The organism is Bacillus sp. SJ-10 (assembly GCF_002843505.1).
Taxonomy (GTDB): Bacteria; Bacillota; Bacilli; order Bacillales; family Bacillaceae; genus Bacillus; species Bacillus velezensis.
Genome location: NZ_CP025258.1, coordinates 1,895,640 through 1,912,288 on the forward strand (window position 1 = coordinate 1,895,640; position 16,649 = coordinate 1,912,288).

Here is a 16,649-nt window from a genome sequence, read left to right on the forward strand (position 1 = left end):
GTTAAAAATCAAAATTGTCAGGGTCAGGACCGACACGGAGATTTTCGTTCAGATCATCAATCCGCTTCATATCGTCAGCTGACAGTTCGAAATCAAAGACATTTGCATTTTCTTCAATACGGTGTTTTTTAGTTGATTTCGGAATGGTGATAACACCGTTTTGCAAATCCCAGCGCAAAATCACTTGAGCGGCTGATTTGCCGTACTTCTTTGCGATCTCTTGTAAGACGGGGTGATCAAGCAGCTGCCCTTGCATCAATGGCGACCACGCTTCTAGCTGAATGCCTTGTTCAGTACAGAAAGCAAGCAGTTCTTTCTGTGTCAGACGCGGGTGGTACTCCACCTGGTTGATCATCGGCTTGATTTCCGTTTCTTTCATGAGATGTTTCAGATGGTGAATTTGGAAATTGCTGACCCCGATCGCCTTAATGCGTCCATCCCGGTAAAGGGTTTCGAGCGCCCGCCACGCATCGATGTACTTTCCTTCGACAGGCCAATGGATCAAATATAAATCCAAATAATCTAAACCGAGTTTTTCTAAGCTTGTGTCAAACGCTTTTAACGTTTCTTCATATCCTAAATCGGGATTCCATACTTTTGACGTGACAAAAATGTCTTCACGTTTTAATCCCGCTTCTTGCAGCCCTTGGCGGATGCCTTCGCCGACACCTTCTTCATTTCCGTAAATCGCGGCGGTATCAACGCTGCGATAGCCGTGCACCAATGCCGTTTTCACCGCGTTGACGAGTTCCGCGCCTTCCTCTACTTTGAAAACTCCGATGCCGAACCAAGGCATCTCTACTCCGTTATGCAATGTTGATTTTGCTTGTAAATGTGTTGTCATGTATATATTCCTCCTATTAGTTGTCTGTTGAAACAATCAAAATGCGCTGAAGAAAAACTCACCTCCTTTCAAGGGCAGTGCGATCCCGCTTTTCAAGCTTCCTGCTCCATCCGGTTAATACGACCGCGCTGAGCACCATCAGCGCCCCGATCCAAGCGGTATGAATGATTCCGATTGAGTCTGTAATGATTCCGCCGGCAAACGAGCCGATCGCGATTCCGGCATTGAATGCCGCGATATTTAAGGCTGATGCTGTATCAACGGCGCTTGGCGCAAAACGTTCACTCAGCATCACGACATATACCTGAAGCCCCGGCACATTCATAAACGCCAACAGCCCCATGAAAATAATGGTGATCAGCCCGGCTGTTTTAAACGGCGCGGTAAAAGTCAGAACAAACAGCACAGCAGCCTGGACAATGAACATATAAAACAAGGCTTTCAGCGGATTTCGGTTTGATAAACGGCCGCCAATCATGTTTCCGATGGCAATCGCAATTCCGTAAATGAGCAGGATGGCCGCGACGGTTTCTTTCTGAAAACCGGTTACCTCCTGAAGAAGCGGAGATAAATACGTAAACACGACAAACGTTCCGCCGTAGCCTAACGCCGTAATAATAAATAAAAGCAATAACCGCCCGTTTGTGACGAGTTTGACCTGCTCGGAAAATGCGGTTTTCGTCCCTTTGCGCAAATGCGACGGAACGAGAAGCGCGTTTGTGAGGAATGCGATGATTCCTACCGCCACAATGACGGCAAATGCGATTCTCCATCCGAATTGCTGGCCGAGATAGGTGCCGAACGGAACGCCGGTCACCGTAGCCACCGTCAGCCCCGTAAACATAATGGAAATCGCGCTTGCTCTTTTATGCTCCGGCACGATATTGGCGGCGATTGTTGCCCCGATTGACATGAAAATGCCGTGGGAAAACGCCGAAATAACCCGTGCCGCCAGTAAGACGCCGATTGAGGACGCACTTGCCGCGAGTGTATTTCCGGCGATAAAAATTAACATCACCCAGAGCAGCAGCGTTTTCCGTGACATGCCGGATGTGAGAGATGTTAAAACCGGCGCGCCGAATGTCACGCCCAGAGCATACATGGAAACGGTAAGCCCCGCCGTTGTCACAGGTATATGCAGATCTTGAGATATAAGCGGCAGCAGCCCGACGCTGATAAATTCGGTTGTGCCGATCGCAAAAGCGCTGACGGCTAATGCCAGCAGCGCTGGTAAATAGCTTTGGCGATGTGAAGACATCTGTTTTCCTCCTTGAACGATAATGTATGGTTGAAATGATGCCGGGTAAACGATATAAGTATAAGAGTACATTCCTTTTCAGCCGGCAAATGTCATTATGATCGATAGAAGTGTCATTGAAAAGAACGTACTTTTAAGTGCCATAGGCACTTTTTAGTTCCTATAGATGAGGAGGAATTACCGTTTGCTGAAGAAAAAATACAATATATCCGTAGAAGCGGCGCTTGAGGTGATCGGAGGAAAATGGAAGTGTGTGATCCTCTGCCACCTCATGCGCGGGAAAAAACGGACAAGCGAATTGAAGCGGCTTATGCCGGACATCACCCAGAAGATGCTGACACAGCAATTGCGGGAGCTGGAAGCTGACGGCGTCATCAACCGGATCGTGTACAATCAGGTGCCGCCGAAAGTGGAATACGAGCTGAGTGAATACGGACACAGTCTGGAAAGAATTTTAAACGCGCTGTGCGACTGGGGCGCGATGCATATCGCGAAACGGTACGGCGAGGTGTCTTCCGTTTTAGAGGACAGCATTTTAAATGACAAATTCAAAGAACCGGGACAAATATAAGAAAAAAGCAGGCAGCCTGAGACGCTGATCCTGCTTTTTTTATGGAAGAAAGATCATTTTATATGCAAAAAAACCGATTGAACAACATATTGATCGGTATAAGGGTGGATTTTTATCAAGTTGTACTGGCGGATTTCTTTTAATGTGTTATACTATATATAAATAAAATTAAATTAGAGTGGCATATTAAAAAGGGGTGACCTGAGCATGAAGGTAAAAGTAGCAATCAACGGGTTTGGAAGAATCGGAAGAATGGTGTTCAGAAAAGCAATGGAAGATGATCAAATTCAAATAACAGCCATTAATGCAAGCTATCCCCCGGAAACGCTTGCTCATTTGATAAAGTATGACACAATTCACGGCAAATACGATCAAGAAGTTGAGACCTCCGACGACAGCCTGATCGTCAACGGAAAACATATTATGCTGTTCAATCGCCGGGACCCGAGAGAGCTTCCGTGGAAAGAATGCGGAATAGACATCGTCGTAGAGGCAACGGGGAAATTTAATTCAAAAGAAAAAGCAATGAGCCATATTGAAGCAGGGGCGAAAAAAGTTATTTTAACGGCTCCGGGCAAAAATGAAGACGTTACCATTGTCATGGGAGTAAATGAAGAGCAATTCAATCCCGATGAACATGTCATTATTTCAAATGCATCCTGCACGACAAACTGTCTTGCGCCGGTCGTCAAAGTGCTTGATCAGGAATTCGGGATTGAAAGCGGCCTGATGACGACTGTTCACGCTTACACGAATGATCAAAAAAATATCGACAATCCGCATAAAGATCTGCGGAGGGCGAGAGCGTGCGGAGAATCCATCATTCCGACTTCTACAGGCGCCGCCAAAGCGCTGTCGCTCGTGCTGCCTCATTTGAAAGGAAAACTTCACGGTCTCGCTTTGCGTGTTCCCGTTCCGAATGTGTCATTAGTGGACCTTGTCTGCGATCTGAAAACAGATGTGTCGGCCGAGCAAGTGAACGCCGCTTTCCAAAGAGCCGCAAAAACGTCGATGTACGGAATTCTTGATTATTCGGATGAGCCGCTCGTTTCTTCGGATTATAATACGAATTCACACTCTGCGATCATCGACGGACTGACAACGATAGTGATGGAAGACCGAAAAGTAAAGGTGCTCGCCTGGTATGACAATGAATGGGGATATTCCTGCCGGGTCGTTGATCTTATCCGTCACGTCGCCGCGCGAATGAAACACCCGTCAGCTGTGTAGACTAAAGATCATGGACATTTGTTAGAAAAACACCCTTAACGGCATATTCGCAAAAAACACACCTTGCAAAATAAACTTAAACACAGTATACTATCTTTCGTGAACTTCTTGCTCGTGACTGCTTCGGAATTACTTAAAGGGTTAGGACCTCTCCGGACTAACTTTCCCCCGTGGTAAATGGCCGGGTCAGTTCTCGGAAATTCACTTTTTTAATTCTTGTTAAGGGGGGTCCATGATTATGGAAACAATGGGGCGTCACGTCATCTCCGAGCTGTGGGGATGCGATTTTGATAAGCTCAATGACATGGATTTTATTGAAAAAACGTTTGTAAATGCTGCTTTGAAATCAGGAGCTGAGGTGCGCGAGGTCGCATTTCACAAATTTGCACCGCAAGGCGTAAGCGGAGTCGTTATTATCTCTGAGTCACATTTAACGATTCACAGTTTTCCTGAACACGGATATGCAAGCATTGATGTTTATACTTGTGGAGACCTGGATCCTAATGTGGCTGCGGATTACATTGCGGACGCATTACATGCAGATACAAGAGAAAACATTGAAATACCGAGAGGAATGGGGCCTGTACAGATTAAACAGGCACAAGCGAAAGTACTGTAATTTTCAAAACGCAAACACAAGGGAGCTAAGCTGAAAAAGCCATTACGCGCTTTGAAGCTGATGCTCCTTTTCTAATGTAAAAAAACAGCATTGCTTTTTCTTTAAGCATTTTTTTTGTAAAATAGAAAAGATAAGGCCGGTCTATCGGCTCTCCCAACAAATAGGCTCATCCTAGAAACGTTGGCGGGCATTTACCGGAAGCTTGCGAACCGCATTACAGCAACGAAACAGATGGGAGCTGATCCAATTTGAAATGTCCTTCATGCCAGCATAACGGTTCCCGCGTACTTGATTCACGGCCTGCGGACGAAGGGAAATCAATCCGCAGAAGGCGGGAATGCGAAGCCTGCCATTACCGCTTCACTACATTTGAGAAGTTTGAAGAGATGCCTCTGATCGTCGTGAAAAAAGAAGGCGTCCGGGAAGAATTCAGCCGTGAAAAAATGCTGCGCGGGTTAATTAAAGCTTGTGAAAAAAGGCCCGTTCCTTTAAAAACATTGGAAGACATGTGCTTTGACATTGAAAAAGAGCTGAGAAACCAAGGTGTATCTGAAGTCAAAAGCGAACTTGTCGGAGAAATGGTAATGGACCGTCTGGCGAAAATCGATGAGGTGTCTTATGTCCGCTTTGCCTCCGTCTACCGGCAGTTTAAGGATATAAACGTGTTTATCGATGAATTGAAAGATTTAATAAAGAAAGAACGCTGAGAGAGCTAAGAGATTGTGTCTGGCTCTTTTCTCATGAGCAAAATTGGCATTTGATAGATCGCAGAAACGGTGTAAAATGAGAGTAGAAACATATCGGAAGGTTTGAGAATCATGGCTGACTATTGGAATGACGTATTGCCTGTAGATCCTTATACGGTCAAAAGCCGTTCGCTTCTTCAGGATGTCGACAGACAGGTTTTGACACATCTGTACCAGCCGCTGATCGGTTCTTTTGCATTCTCCCTTTATATGACCTTATGGGGGGAGCTTGAGCAGAACCGCTTGTGGGGAGCGGAATCCACGCACAGGCAGCTGATGGGCATGATGCAGTCAAATTTAAAAAAGATTCATCATGAACAGGGAAAGCTTGAAGGAATCGGGCTGCTGAAAGTGTATATCCGGGAGTCCGAGCAAAAAGAGCGGATGTTTATTTATGAGCTGCTGCCCCCGCTCAGACCGAATGATTTTTTTGAAGACGGCATGCTGAATGTCTTTCTTTATAACAGAGTCGGTAAAACGAAATACCAGCAGCTGAGACAATTTTACACGCACCCTTCCGTCGGCGCGGACGCAAGGGAAATTACCCGTCCGTTTAATCACGCCTTTGCCTCTTTTCAGCCGAGTGAATGGAAAATGACGCCTGATATGGAAGAGGCGATGAAGCTACCCGAGGACTATGAGACGGCGTCTGTCGGACAAGCGCCCTCCTATACGGTGACGGAGGAAGTGTTTGATTTTGAGCTTTTCATGGCGGGACTGTCAGAAACGATGATACCGCGCAAATCAATCACGCAGGACGTGCGGGAGAGCATTAAAAAGCTTTCATATTTATACGGAATAGATCCTATCTCCATGCAGCACGTCGTCATGACCGCAATTAATGAACAGGATACGATAACGGCCGAAGCGCTGAGGAAAGCGGCCAGCGACTGGTATCAAATTGAAAGAAGCGGGAAGCTTCCGGAACTGATTGATAAAACACAGCCTGTCACCTTGAGAGAAAACCGGACGGAAAAAGACGATTCATTGAACGGCGAACTCATCGCACAGCTTGAGACCATATCACCGAGAAAGCTTCTTCAGGACATTGCGGATGGGACCGAGCCGTCAAAAGCCGACTTGCAGATTATCGCCGATATTATGTTCGAACAAAAGCTTGAGCCCGGCGTCACCAATGTGCTGATTTATTATGTCATGCTGAAAACGGATATGAAGCTGTCCAAAAACTATATCCAAAAAATCGCCGCCCACTGGGCCAGAAAGAAAGTCAAAACGGTACGGGAAGCAATGAAGCTCGCAATAGAAGAGCACAGGCAATATCTTGATTGGGCGGACGGCAAAACAAACGGCGCGGCGCGCGGCAAAAAAACCGTCCGGGAAGAAAAGCGTCCTGATTGGATGAAAGAAGAAGAAACCGGGAAGAAACAAGAACAGCCGGCTCTTTCCGCGCAGGATCTTGAAGAACAGAAGAAAAAAATGATGGAAGAAATGAAAAAACTGAAAAAATACTCTGCCTATTGAGACAGAGAAGCGGGGTGATATTGAATGGAACCGATCAGCCGATCCTTAGAAGGCGTGACGAAAAGACCTGACTTTCAAAAACGCCTGGAACGAATGCAGCAGCAAGTCATGGCCGACGAAGACGTCCAGGCTTTTTTGAAGGAACAGAAAGATGTAATCAATCAAAGCATGATTGACAGAGGGTTAAATAAACTGTACGAATTCGTTCAGCAAAGCAAACAGTGCGCCTTCTGCTCGAAAGACAGCCGGACGAACAGCCTGCTTGAAGGCTATCATCCGAAGCTTGTGATCAACGGGCGTTCCATTGATATTGAATATTACGAATGTCCGGAAAAGAGAAAGCTCGACCGCCAGAAAAGGCAAAAGTCCCTGATGAAGAGCATGTATATCCAGCAGGATCTTCTCGGCGCGACGTTTCAGCAGATCGACATTACCGATCCGAGCAGAGTCGGCATCTTCCAGCATGTGACGGATTTTCTGAAGAGCTATAATGAAACGGGAAAAGGCAAAGGGCTGTATCTGTACGGAAAATTCGGAATCGGAAAGACATTTATTTTAGCCGCCATTGCCAACGAGCTGGCGGAAAAAGAGTATTCATCAATGATCGTATATGTTCCCGAATTTGTCAGAGAGCTGAAAAACTCGCTCCAGGATCAGTCGTTGGAGGCGAAACTGAATATGGTGAAAACGACGCCCGTACTGATGCTTGATGATATCGGAGCGGAGTCAATGACAAGCTGGGTCAGGGATGAAGTCATCGGCACCGTGCTTCAGCACAGAATGAGCCAGCAGCTTCCCACTTTCTTCTCGTCTAATTTTTCACCAGACGAGCTGAAGCATCATTTTACGTATTCACAGCGGGGAGAAAAGGAAGAAGTAAAAGCGGCAAGACTGATGGAGCGGATTTTATATTTGGCTTCGCCCGTCCGTCTTGACGGGGAAAACCGCCGCCGTTCATGATGCCGGCGTCCAATGGGAAGGATTTGAGGGAATGAGGAATAAGAAGGCTGTCACTTGGGCTGCGGCTGCGGCGGGAGCGGGCCTTTTACTGTGGGCAAACCGCAAATATCTGAATCTGTCGCCTAAGGAGATCCGGCTGTGGGTATTATCGTTCGGTGTTTTTGCGCCGCTTGTGTTTATCGGAATTTCCATCGTCAGGCCTTTTGTGCTGTTTCCCGTATCAATCGTTTCCGTCGCCGGAGGATTGGCGTTCGGCCCGTTTTTCGGCACCGTGTATACGCTGGCGGGCTCAATGGGCGCTGCCGCCGCGTCTTTTTTTGCGGCGGGGCTGTTTGCCTTTAATGAGAAAAGCCGTCATGGAAAAATGGAAGCCATTCAAAAGCAGATGAAAACCAATGGCTTCTTTTATATTTTTATCCTGCGCATTCTGCCTGTTAACTTTGATGTGATCAGCTATGCCGCAGGCCTATCGAAAGTCAGGCCGATGACGTATTTTTTGGCGACCGCAGCGGGCATTATTCCGGGGACGATCGTCCTGAATGTGCTCGGCGCGAGCTTTATGTCCGGCAATGTGCTGACCGTACTCGGCGTGATGTGTCTTTACATCGTATTTTTATCGCTTCCCGTTATATTTAAAAAGAAGGTGCGCCATTTGTTCGGCGGTGAAAGCTAACCTTTACGTCTATTTTAAAAACATCCCCCATATACTTGTAACAGATGCCGTAAGGGGGGACAAATATGCTTGAAGTGATCTTTGAAGATGACCACGATACCGCCGCTTTTTTACATCTCATTCAGCAATCGGACGACCGGAGACATTTTATTGTCCGTGAAGGCATAAAAAAAGTCGGAATCGCAAGGTCTGAAACGGCTTTTTGCGTTCAGCGCTTTATTGAGCCGATACTTGTCAGGTTTTTTTTGGAATGCAAAGAAGACGAGCATATGCTTTCGCTTATTGAGGACGCATACTGCTTCACCGATCAGGATGAACAGCAGCAAATCCTTCAGCTTGCACACAGCATTATGGAAGGAGAGCTTGAGGATCATCCGTTCGAGCCGAAGAAAGAGCCGCGCACACAGTTTATTTCAGATGCGCTCCGGACGATTTCACTTGATGCGGGTGTTTTTTCCGTGCGTTCGTTTCAGACGTTCCGGCTCGGCAGGTATTATGAGCGGCTCAGAGAATACGCGGAGGCTGCGATAGATGAATATCGGATGGAACAGGAATATCAAAACTTTATCCAGTCTCTGAGAGATTATGTGACATCCAATCCGCCGCGGATGAAGAAAGTCCGCATCGTACATGACCGGGCTTTTACGCTGTGGGAGCTGCGCTATTTGTCAGAACGGGAACAGAAAAAATACATAGACAGACGGTTTGTGCGGGAGCACCCGATGTATATAGATTCCCATCTCCTTGCGCCGCTGATCTCCATTGCGCCTGAGACGGTAGAACTGTATACGGACAAACCGGAGCATATGATGTCCAGAACGATTCAAAACGTGTTTCAGGAAAGGGTGCGCCTTTTTCCGCTGGGCGCGTTTGCAGCCGAGAAGACGGAAGGATAGCCGTACGGACGGCCTTGTGTAAACGGCAGGGCTGTCTTTGCGAAATCAGACGGAAAACCGAGTTGCATTTTTCTCGCAGACATTTTATAATACATAAAAGATTAATGATTGCTACACGTATTGATAAGGACATGAAGCATTGATACCGGCTTTATAAGAGAGGAGAGCCCAGGCTGAAAGCTTTCCAGCTATGGATCATTGACTTTACCGCCTTTGAACTTCAGCTGTGAACGCCGGAAGAAGCGTCAGTAATAGCTGACGGGAACTCCCGTTACAGAGTTTAGAGCCGCAGGTGCCGAAACAATCGGCCGTGCGGAAAAAAGGGTGGAACCACGATTCCGTTTATTTAACCTCGTCCCTTTCATAGGGGGCGGGGTTTTTGATTTGCATAAAAAAAGGAGTGACGAAGATGTCAGATATGATCAACATCACATTTCCGGACGGAGCGGTAAAGGAATTTCCGAAAGGAACAACAACAGAAGATATCGCGGCATCCATCAGTCCGGGATTAAAGAAAAAGTCTTTAGCCGGAAAACTGAACGGACAGGAAATTGATTTAAGAACGCCGATTCAAGAGGATGGTGCCGTAGAAATCATTACAGAAGGCACAGAAGAAGGCTTGAACATCATGCGGCACAGCACGGCGCATTTATTGGCCCAGGCGATTAAACGCATTTATAAAGATGTGAAATTCGGTGTCGGCCCCGTCATTGAAAACGGGTTCTATTATGACGTTGAAATGGAGCAGGCGCTGACGCCGGATGACCTTCCGAAGATTGAAAAAGAAATGAAACGCATCGTCGGTGAAAATCTGCCGATTATCCGAAAAGAAGTGAGCCGTGATGAAGCAAAAGCCATGTTTGCGGAAATCGGCGATAATCTGAAGCTTGAACTGCTGGATGCCATCCCGGAAGACGAAACGGTCTCCATTTATGAGCAGGGCGAATTTTTTGACCTGTGCCGCGGCGTGCACGTGCCGTCTACAGGCAAAATTAAAGAATTTAAGCTGCTGAGCCTTGCGGGCGCATACTGGCGCGGCGACAGCAAAAACCAAATGCTTCAGCGCGTTTACGGCACGGCCTTCTTTAAAAAGGATGACCTGAAAGAGCATTTGCGGATGCTTGAAGAAGCGAAAGAGCGCGACCACCGAAAACTGGGCAAAGAATTAAAATTGTTCGCCAACTCTCAAAAAGTCGGACAAGGCCTGCCGCTCTGGCTGCCGAAAGGCGCAACCATCCGCCGCGTGATCGAGCGCTACATTGTGGATAAAGAGCTGAGCCTCGGTTATGAGCACGTCTATACGCCTGTTCTCGGAAGCAAAGACCTGTATGAAACATCGGGCCACTGGGATCATTATCAGGATACGATGTTCCCGCCGATGGAAATGGACAATGAAACACTCGTGCTCCGTCCGATGAACTGTCCTCACCATATGATGATTTACAAGCAGGACATTCACAGCTACCGCGAGCTTCCGATCCGCATCGCCGAGCTGGGAACGATGCATCGTTATGAAATGTCCGGGGCGCTTTCAGGTCTTCAGCGCGTACGCGGCATGACGTTAAATGACGCGCACATTTTCGTCCGCCCTGATCAGATTAAAGAAGAATTCATCCGCACGGTCCGTTTGATTCAAGACGTATACGAAGACTTCGGCCTGAATGATTACACATTCCGCCTGTCTTACCGCGATCCTGAAGATACGGAAAAATATTTTGATGATGATGAGATGTGGAACAAAGCGCAGTCCATGCTGAAGGCGGCAATGGATGAGATGGGGCACGACTATTATGAAGCGGAAGGCGAAGCGGCGTTTTACGGCCCTAAGCTTGACGTGCAGGTGAAAACGGCGATCGGCAAAGAAGAGACATTGTCAACTGTACAGCTTGACTTCCTTCTTCCGGAACGCTTTGATCTCACTTACGTCGGAGAAGACGGCAAACAGCACCGCCCTGTCGTTATTCACCGCGGCGTCGTGTCAACGATGGAGCGTTTCGTTGCTTTCTTAATCGAAGAGCACAAAGGCGCCCTTCCGACATGGCTTGCGCCGGTGCAGTTCCAAGTCATTCCTGTATCACCGTCCGTGCATCTTGATTATGCGAAAAAAGTGCAGGAGCGCCTGCAGCGTGAAGGTCTGCGTGTCGAGCTTGACAGCCGGGACGAAAAAATCGGCTATAAAATCCGTGAAGCGCAAATGCAAAAAATCCCGTACATGCTTGTGGTCGGTGACCAAGAAGCGGAAAACGGCGCGGTAAACGTCCGGAAATACGGCGAGCAGAAATCAGAAACCGTCTCATTGGACGATTTTGTGAAAAAGGCTGTAGCCGAAGCGAAAAAATAACCGGAAATACAAAAAACCCCGTTCATTCGAATGGGGTTTTTTTGCGTATAACATTATCTTTCTTTTTGTTTCTCTATAATCGCAAACAGCTCGTGAAGATCGCTGATCACGTAATCAGGTGCAATGTCCGTATCATTTTTCTTTTGCGTCCGGTTTACCCAGACTGTCGTAATGCCTGCCCGTTTCGCTCCCAATATATCAGTATTGAGGTTATCTCCGACCATAATGGCGTCTTCTTTTTTCAGGTTCAGGAGGCCGAGGCAATGTTCGAATATGGAGGCGTCGGGTTTCCCTTTTCCGAAAGCGCCTGAGATGACGATTTCATTAAAATAAGGCGCGAGCTCAGGAACGCCGGCGAGTTTTTCTTTCTGCAGGCTGGGGTCGCCGTTTGTCAGCAGAAGCAATTCATAAACACCTTTCAGCTTATCAAGCACCGCAAACGTTTCATCATACACGTACGGACGCTGTCTGCGTTCCGCCGCGAAAAACTCCGCCAAATATTCGCCGTAAGCCGCATCGTCTATACCGACGCTTTTTAAGCCGTTCGTCCAGGCGTTTCGTCTGTATTCCGGCGCAATCCGATTCAGCTGTTTAAACCCTTCGCTGACCGGCTCGGAAAAATTCGCCCACAATCCTTCAAACGGATTAATGCCGATCATGACCGTATAAGGATAGGTTTCGTATGACATATACAATTCCCGTGCCGCTTTCCGAACCGCCTCTTCAAATGTATGCGGGTCAAGGCCATATTTTTTTTCCGCTTGTAAACATGTTTCCCTGAATGTTGTTCTGACGCTTTTTTCATCCCATAACAGTGTATCGTCCAAATCAAAAAATACGGCTTTCATGATCTTCTCCTCTTTGTTATATTCTGAAACTCTCTGCCGCAAGGCTCCCGTTTATTCTACAATAGATATATAGACTGTGAAAGATTTGTTTTCAGATGATTTGAAAAAAACAGGCAGGTTTGTGTCAGATTCTGTCTCAGGCTCTAAAACGTGATAAAATAAAATTTGAAAGAACAGGTGAAAAGTATGCTGCATTTGATCATCATGATGCTGGAAAGAGTCGGAATTATCGTCATATTGGGATTTGTTCTGGCTCATACCAGATTGTTCAGACAGGCGCTCCAGCAGCCTGAGAGCTATAAAGGCAAAGCGGTGCTGATTTCAATTTTCTCGCTGTTCAGTATCATCAGCAACTATACGGGAATAGAAATTCAGCGGAATACAATCATGAATAATGACTGGGTGTTTCAAATTAATCCGTCCGGTTCAATTGCCAATACAAGAATTATGGGCGTTGAAATCGGCGGACTCTTAGGCGGCCCGTATGTGGGGATCGGCGTCGGCATACTGGCCGGCCTGCATCGTTTATCACTCGGCGGCGCGACCGCAGTCAGCTGTGCCGTCTCATCCGTTTTAGCGGGCATTTTGTCCGGCTGGATCGGACGGTATTTCAGAAAACGCTATGCGATGCCGACACCGCGGGTGGCCGCGCTTGTCGGACTCGGAATGGAATCGCTGCAAATGCTGCTCATCCTCTTGATGGCCAAGCCGTTTTCTGATGCTTGGACGCTTGTGAGCATCATCGGCATCCCGATGATATTGGTAAACGGGTCAGGGACTTTTATTTTTCTTTCGATCATTCAGTCGATTATCCGGAAGGAAGAACGGGCGAGAGCCCTTGAAACCCACAGGGTGCTGATGATTGCCGATCAGACGCTTCCGTTTTTCCGCCAGGGGCTGAATGAAAGCTCATGCAAAAGCGTCGCCGCCATCATCCACAGGCAAACAGGAACGGACGCGGTATCGCTTACGGATAACGAAAAGATTTTGGCGCACGTCGGCGCGGGTGCCGACCATCATATTCCGTCTGAAAGCCTGATCACCGGATTGTCAAAACGCGTCATTAAAACGGGTCATATTATGAAAGCGACATCAAAGGCAGAAATTGAATGCACGCACGATCCCTGTCCGCTGCATGCGGCGATCGTATTGCCGCTGACGTCAAACGGCAAAACGATCGGGACGCTGAAAATGTACTTTAAAAGCCCGTCAGGATTAAGCCGGGTTGAAGAAGAGCTTGCAGAAGGACTCGCCATGCTGTTTTCCACCCAGCTTGAACTCGGCGAGGCGGAACTGCAGAGCAAATTGCTGAAAGACGCAGAAATAAAAGCGCTTCAAGCACAGGTCAATCCGCATTTTCTGTTTAATGCGATCAATACGATTTCTGCTCTTTGCCGTACGGATGTGGAAAAAACCCGAAAGCTTCTGCTGCAGCTCAGCGTCTATTTCCGTTCCAATCTGCAGGGGGCAAGGCAGCTGCTCATCCCGCTTTCTAAAGAACTGAACCATCTGCAGGCATATTTATCATTGGAGCAGGCCCGTTTTCCCGGGAAATATAAAATCAGCCTTGAAATCGAACGCGGTTTGGAGGACATCGAAATTCCTCCTTTTGTGCTGCAGATCCTCGTCGAAAATGCGCTCCGCCATGCATTTTCAAGAAAGCAGGACAGCTGTGCCGTCAATGTCAGCGTGGTATCCGCCGGTCAGTCGGTTTTAATGCGGGTTGGAGATAACGGGAGGGGAATTGATCCTGAATTGCTGTCCGTGCTCGGAAACCGTCCGCTCCCGTCTAAAGAAGGGACGGGAACCGCGCTTTACAATTTAAATCAGCGGCTGATCGGGCTGTTCGGCCCCAAGGCAGCCCTGCGATTGGAAAGTGAGGCCGGCAAAGGTACGGAGGTATCATTTGAGCTGCCTTTGAAACTGATGACTAAAGGAGAAGAACATGCTGAAGGTGTTAATCGTTGATGATGAAATGCTGGCAAGAGATGAATTAGCTTATTTGCTGAAACGGACGAATGAAGTAAGTGACATAAACGAAGCTGAAAATATTGAATCCGCTTTTGACAGTATGATGGATCAAAAACCGGATCTGCTGTTTTTGGACGTTGATTTGTCAGGAGAAAACGGATTTGACATTGCCAAACGGCTGAAAAACATGAAAAATCCGCCGGCCGTCGTTTTTGCGACGGCGTATGACCAATTTGCTTTAAAAGCCTTTGAAGTCGACGCGCTCGATTATTTAACGAAGCCTTTTGATGAAGAAAGAGTGCGCCAGACAATCAGAAAGTTTAAAAGAGTGAAGCAGGACAGGGCAGGAGCCGTCTCAGAGCAGCCGTCCGCAGCCGGAGCGCATAAACTGGCTGTATCAGCCGGTGAATCTATTGTCATTTTAGATACGAAGGACATTATTTTCGCCGGCATGGAGGACGGACACGTTTCTGTCAAAACGTTTGCCGCTTCTTATTCCGTTCATGAAACTTTGGCGGTCATTGAGAAAAAACTGCCTGATACGGGTTTCTTGAGAGTGCACCGCGCGTTCATCGTGAATACGGAGCATATTACGGAAATTCATCCGTGGTTTAATTCGACGTACAATCTTATCTTAAAAGACGGCTCTAAAATTCCCGTCAGCCGTACATATGCCAAGGACTTAAAAAAGCTGCTTCATATTATATGAGGCGGCTTTTGCATTTCAGCAGCCGTTTTTTGCATTTCAGAATGAATATTCAGCCGTTTGTTATGAAAGCGCTTTAAAAATCGATTTCTCTTTTATAATGGACCTAACAAAGAGAAAGAGGTGAAGAAAATGAGTGCGAAAAAAGTGTACGGATTTCTGACACAAGCATTTATTTTTGCCGTAATTATGCTCATATCTAATGGGATTGCAGCGATTGTCCCCATTCCTATACCCGCTTCCGTAGTAGGTTTGGTGTTATTATTTGTCCTCTTATGTCTGAAAGTGATTAAGCTTGAACAAGTAGAAACGCTGGGAACATCATTAACGTCACTGATCGGATTTTTATTTGTCCCGTCGGGCATCTCCGTGATGAATTCACTTGGCGTCATGCAGCAGTACGGCGTGCAGATCGCACTCGTCATCTTACTCGCCACCATCATTCTGTTAGGGGCCACGGGCCTTTTTTCTCAGCTGATCTTGTCTGTCAGCCAAAAACGTCAGAAGACTGCTCCTGAAAAACAAACGGTGCGCCGTTCCAATCAGGAAAAAGAACTTGTGCAGCATTAGGAGGGAAATCGGATGAGTCCATATTTCGGTATTGTCGTTTCACTTGCGGCCTTTGGCATCGGCACGTATTTATTTAAAAAAACGAGAGGCTTTTTCCTCTTCACCCCGCTGTTTGTCGCGATGGTGCTTGGAATCCTTTTTCTGAAGCTCGGCGGTTTTTCATATGAAGATTATAAAAGCGGAGGAGACATTATTAAATTCTTCCTGGAGCCCGCGACGATCGCTTTTGCCATCCCTTTATACAAACAGCGTGCCAAGCTGAAAAAATACTGGTGGCAGATCATGTCTTCCATTATTGTCGGCTCTATCTGCTCAGTCACGATTGTCTATTTGATCGCAAAAGGCATTCATCTTGACGCGGCCGTTATGAAAAGCATGCTTCCGCAGGCGGCGACAACGGCAATTGCCCTTCCGCTGTCAAAAGGGATCGGCGGCATCACCGACATCACCGCTTTCGCCGTTATTTTCAACGCCGTTATCGTCTATGCTCTGGGCGCTCTATTCTTAAAACTGTTTAAAGTAAAGCACCCAATCTCTAAAGGACTGGCTCTCGGCACATCAGGACACGCACTCGGTGTTGCGGTCGGCATTGAGATGGGGGAAGTAGAAGCGGCAATGGCAAGTATCGCGGTTGTCGTCGTGGGAGTGGTGACGGTGCTGGTCATTCCGGTATTCGTTCAGCTCATCGGAGGATAAGCCCGGGTCATAGACCCGGGTTTTTTATTGTGTTGGCGCGTCCGCGGGCGGCAAAGAACGAAATTTCACATTTTTCCTTGCGCTCGCCCCGGCATCGTGTTAAAATGAAAAAGTTGATCCGGAGAAGTCATTCTTGACTAATGATCCGGTATTGTGTAGAATAGTTATTGAATTGAATATAAATCACAAGCAGAGGCACCCGCTTCTCACCTGATTGACACATTCATGTAGTTGGCAG

At 47.3% G+C, this 16,649-nt stretch carries 16 protein-coding genes and 1 other annotated feature (1 of these 17 only partly in view); of the genes, 13 read left to right on the forward strand and 3 right to left on the reverse strand.

What is annotated here, in order from left to right:
* Position 1: 1 nt before the first annotated feature.
* Both CXL14_RS09710 and CXL14_RS09715 read right to left on the reverse strand, forming a co-directional pair.
* Positions 2 to 844, reverse strand: coding sequence for an aldo/keto reductase (locus CXL14_RS09710; RefSeq protein ID WP_014418610.1), 843 nt, complete (start codon positions 842 to 844; stop codon positions 2 to 4).
* Between the two features lie 58 nt (positions 845 to 902).
* The gene (locus CXL14_RS09715) at positions 903 to 2,102 is read right to left on the reverse strand and encodes an MFS transporter (RefSeq protein WP_014305559.1); all 1,200 of its coding nucleotides are present in this window, start codon (positions 2,100 to 2,102) and stop codon (positions 903 to 905) included.
* A gap of 184 nt (positions 2,103 to 2,286) precedes the next feature.
* On the opposite strand from CXL14_RS09715, the gene CXL14_RS09720 reads away from it, so the two are divergent.
* From CXL14_RS09720 to thrS, 9 genes are all read left to right on the forward strand, one after another.
* Entirely contained in the window at positions 2,287 to 2,673 is a 387-nt protein-coding gene (locus CXL14_RS09720; RefSeq protein ID WP_003152469.1) for a winged helix-turn-helix transcriptional regulator, read from the forward strand.
* Between the two features lie 207 nt (positions 2,674 to 2,880).
* Complete coding sequence (locus tag CXL14_RS09725; RefSeq protein WP_014418609.1) at positions 2,881 to 3,903, forward strand: glyceraldehyde-3-phosphate dehydrogenase; 1,023 nt, start codon at positions 2,881 to 2,883, stop codon at positions 3,901 to 3,903.
* 238 nt (positions 3,904 to 4,141) lie between these two features.
* Positions 4,142 to 4,522, forward strand: coding sequence for an adenosylmethionine decarboxylase (speD, locus tag CXL14_RS09730; RefSeq protein WP_003152471.1), 381 nt, complete (start codon positions 4,142 to 4,144; stop codon positions 4,520 to 4,522).
* 248 nt (positions 4,523 to 4,770) lie between these two features.
* Positions 4,771 to 5,229, forward strand: coding sequence for a transcriptional regulator NrdR (nrdR, locus tag CXL14_RS09735; RefSeq protein ID WP_003152473.1), 459 nt, complete (start codon positions 4,771 to 4,773; stop codon positions 5,227 to 5,229).
* 111 nt (positions 5,230 to 5,340) lie between these two features.
* Positions 5,341 to 6,750 (forward strand): replicative helicase loading/DNA remodeling protein DnaB, encoded by a 1,410-nt coding sequence (locus CXL14_RS09740; RefSeq protein WP_014418608.1) that lies wholly within the window; start codon positions 5,341 to 5,343, stop codon positions 6,748 to 6,750.
* Positions 6,751 to 6,774: 24 nt separating this feature from the next.
* Positions 6,775 to 7,710: a primosomal protein DnaI gene (gene dnaI / locus CXL14_RS09745; protein ID WP_012118157.1), complete on the forward strand. Its 936-nt coding sequence runs from the start codon at positions 6,775 to 6,777 to the stop codon at positions 7,708 to 7,710.
* Positions 7,711 to 7,741: 31 nt separating this feature from the next.
* A complete protein-coding gene (locus CXL14_RS09750) occupies positions 7,742 to 8,383 on the forward strand; it encodes a TVP38/TMEM64 family protein (protein ID WP_014418607.1) in 642 nt (213 codons plus the stop codon).
* A gap of 65 nt (positions 8,384 to 8,448) precedes the next feature.
* Positions 8,449 to 9,279, forward strand: a complete 831-nt coding sequence (gene ytxC, locus CXL14_RS09755) for a putative sporulation protein YtxC (protein ID WP_014418606.1) — start codon at positions 8,449 to 8,451, stop codon at positions 9,277 to 9,279.
* Positions 9,280 to 9,688: 409 nt separating this feature from the next.
* Positions 9,689 to 11,620: a threonine--tRNA ligase gene (gene thrS / locus CXL14_RS09760; protein ID WP_014418605.1), complete on the forward strand. Its 1,932-nt coding sequence runs from the start codon at positions 9,689 to 9,691 to the stop codon at positions 11,618 to 11,620.
* Between the two features lie 53 nt (positions 11,621 to 11,673).
* Here the strand turns inward: thrS and CXL14_RS09765 are convergent, their stop codons facing one another.
* A complete protein-coding gene (locus CXL14_RS09765; RefSeq protein WP_014418604.1) occupies positions 11,674 to 12,468 on the reverse strand; it encodes an HAD family hydrolase in 795 nt (264 codons plus the stop codon).
* Positions 12,469 to 12,654: 186 nt separating this feature from the next.
* On the opposite strand from CXL14_RS09765, the gene CXL14_RS09770 reads away from it, so the two are divergent.
* From CXL14_RS09770 to lrgB, 4 genes are all read left to right on the forward strand, one after another.
* Positions 12,655 to 14,436 (forward strand): sensor histidine kinase, encoded by a 1,782-nt coding sequence (locus CXL14_RS09770; protein ID WP_014418603.1) that lies wholly within the window; start codon positions 12,655 to 12,657, stop codon positions 14,434 to 14,436.
* Positions 14,414 to 15,148 (forward strand): LytR/AlgR family response regulator transcription factor, encoded by a 735-nt coding sequence (locus CXL14_RS09775; protein ID WP_014418602.1) that lies wholly within the window; start codon positions 14,414 to 14,416, stop codon positions 15,146 to 15,148. The genes CXL14_RS09770 and CXL14_RS09775 overlap by 23 nt, the downstream gene beginning before the upstream one ends.
* A gap of 129 nt (positions 15,149 to 15,277) precedes the next feature.
* The gene (gene lrgA / locus CXL14_RS09780) at positions 15,278 to 15,715 is read left to right on the forward strand and encodes an antiholin-like murein hydrolase modulator LrgA (protein ID WP_007613022.1); all 438 of its coding nucleotides are present in this window, start codon (positions 15,278 to 15,280) and stop codon (positions 15,713 to 15,715) included.
* 12 nt (positions 15,716 to 15,727) lie between these two features.
* Positions 15,728 to 16,411 (forward strand): antiholin-like protein LrgB, encoded by a 684-nt coding sequence (lrgB, locus tag CXL14_RS09785; RefSeq protein ID WP_003152487.1) that lies wholly within the window; start codon positions 15,728 to 15,730, stop codon positions 16,409 to 16,411.
* Between the two features lie 181 nt (positions 16,412 to 16,592).
* Positions 16,593 to 16,649, forward strand: a sequence feature (ribosomal protein L20 leader region) (it continues 74 nt past the right edge of the window).

Coding starts and splice junctions, on each gene's coding strand:
- CXL14_RS09775 (WP_014418602.1), top strand. CDS start 14,414: ATGCTGAAGGTGTTAATCGTTGATGATGAAATGCTGGCAAGAGATGAA.
- CXL14_RS09715 (WP_014305559.1), bottom strand. CDS start 2,102: ATGTCTTCACATCGCCAAAGCTATTTACCAGCGCTGCTGGCATTAGCC.
- lrgA (WP_007613022.1), top strand. CDS start 15,278: ATGAGTGCGAAAAAAGTGTACGGATTTCTGACACAAGCATTTATTTTT.
- CXL14_RS09770 (WP_014418603.1), top strand. CDS start 12,655: ATGCTGCATTTGATCATCATGATGCTGGAAAGAGTCGGAATTATCGTC.
- lrgB (WP_003152487.1), top strand. CDS start 15,728: ATGAGTCCATATTTCGGTATTGTCGTTTCACTTGCGGCCTTTGGCATC.
- speD (WP_003152471.1), top strand. CDS start 4,142: ATGGAAACAATGGGGCGTCACGTCATCTCCGAGCTGTGGGGATGCGAT.
- CXL14_RS09725 (WP_014418609.1), top strand. CDS start 2,881: ATGAAGGTAAAAGTAGCAATCAACGGGTTTGGAAGAATCGGAAGAATG.
- CXL14_RS09750 (WP_014418607.1), top strand. CDS start 7,742: ATGAGGAATAAGAAGGCTGTCACTTGGGCTGCGGCTGCGGCGGGAGCG.
- dnaI (WP_012118157.1), top strand. CDS start 6,775: ATGGAACCGATCAGCCGATCCTTAGAAGGCGTGACGAAAAGACCTGAC.
- CXL14_RS09710 (WP_014418610.1), bottom strand. CDS start 844: ATGACAACACATTTACAAGCAAAATCAACATTGCATAACGGAGTAGAG.
- CXL14_RS09740 (WP_014418608.1), top strand. CDS start 5,341: ATGGCTGACTATTGGAATGACGTATTGCCTGTAGATCCTTATACGGTC.
- ytxC (WP_014418606.1), top strand. CDS start 8,449: ATGCTTGAAGTGATCTTTGAAGATGACCACGATACCGCCGCTTTTTTA.
- thrS (WP_014418605.1), top strand. CDS start 9,689: ATGTCAGATATGATCAACATCACATTTCCGGACGGAGCGGTAAAGGAA.
- CXL14_RS09765 (WP_014418604.1), bottom strand. CDS start 12,468: ATGAAAGCCGTATTTTTTGATTTGGACGATACACTGTTATGGGATGAA.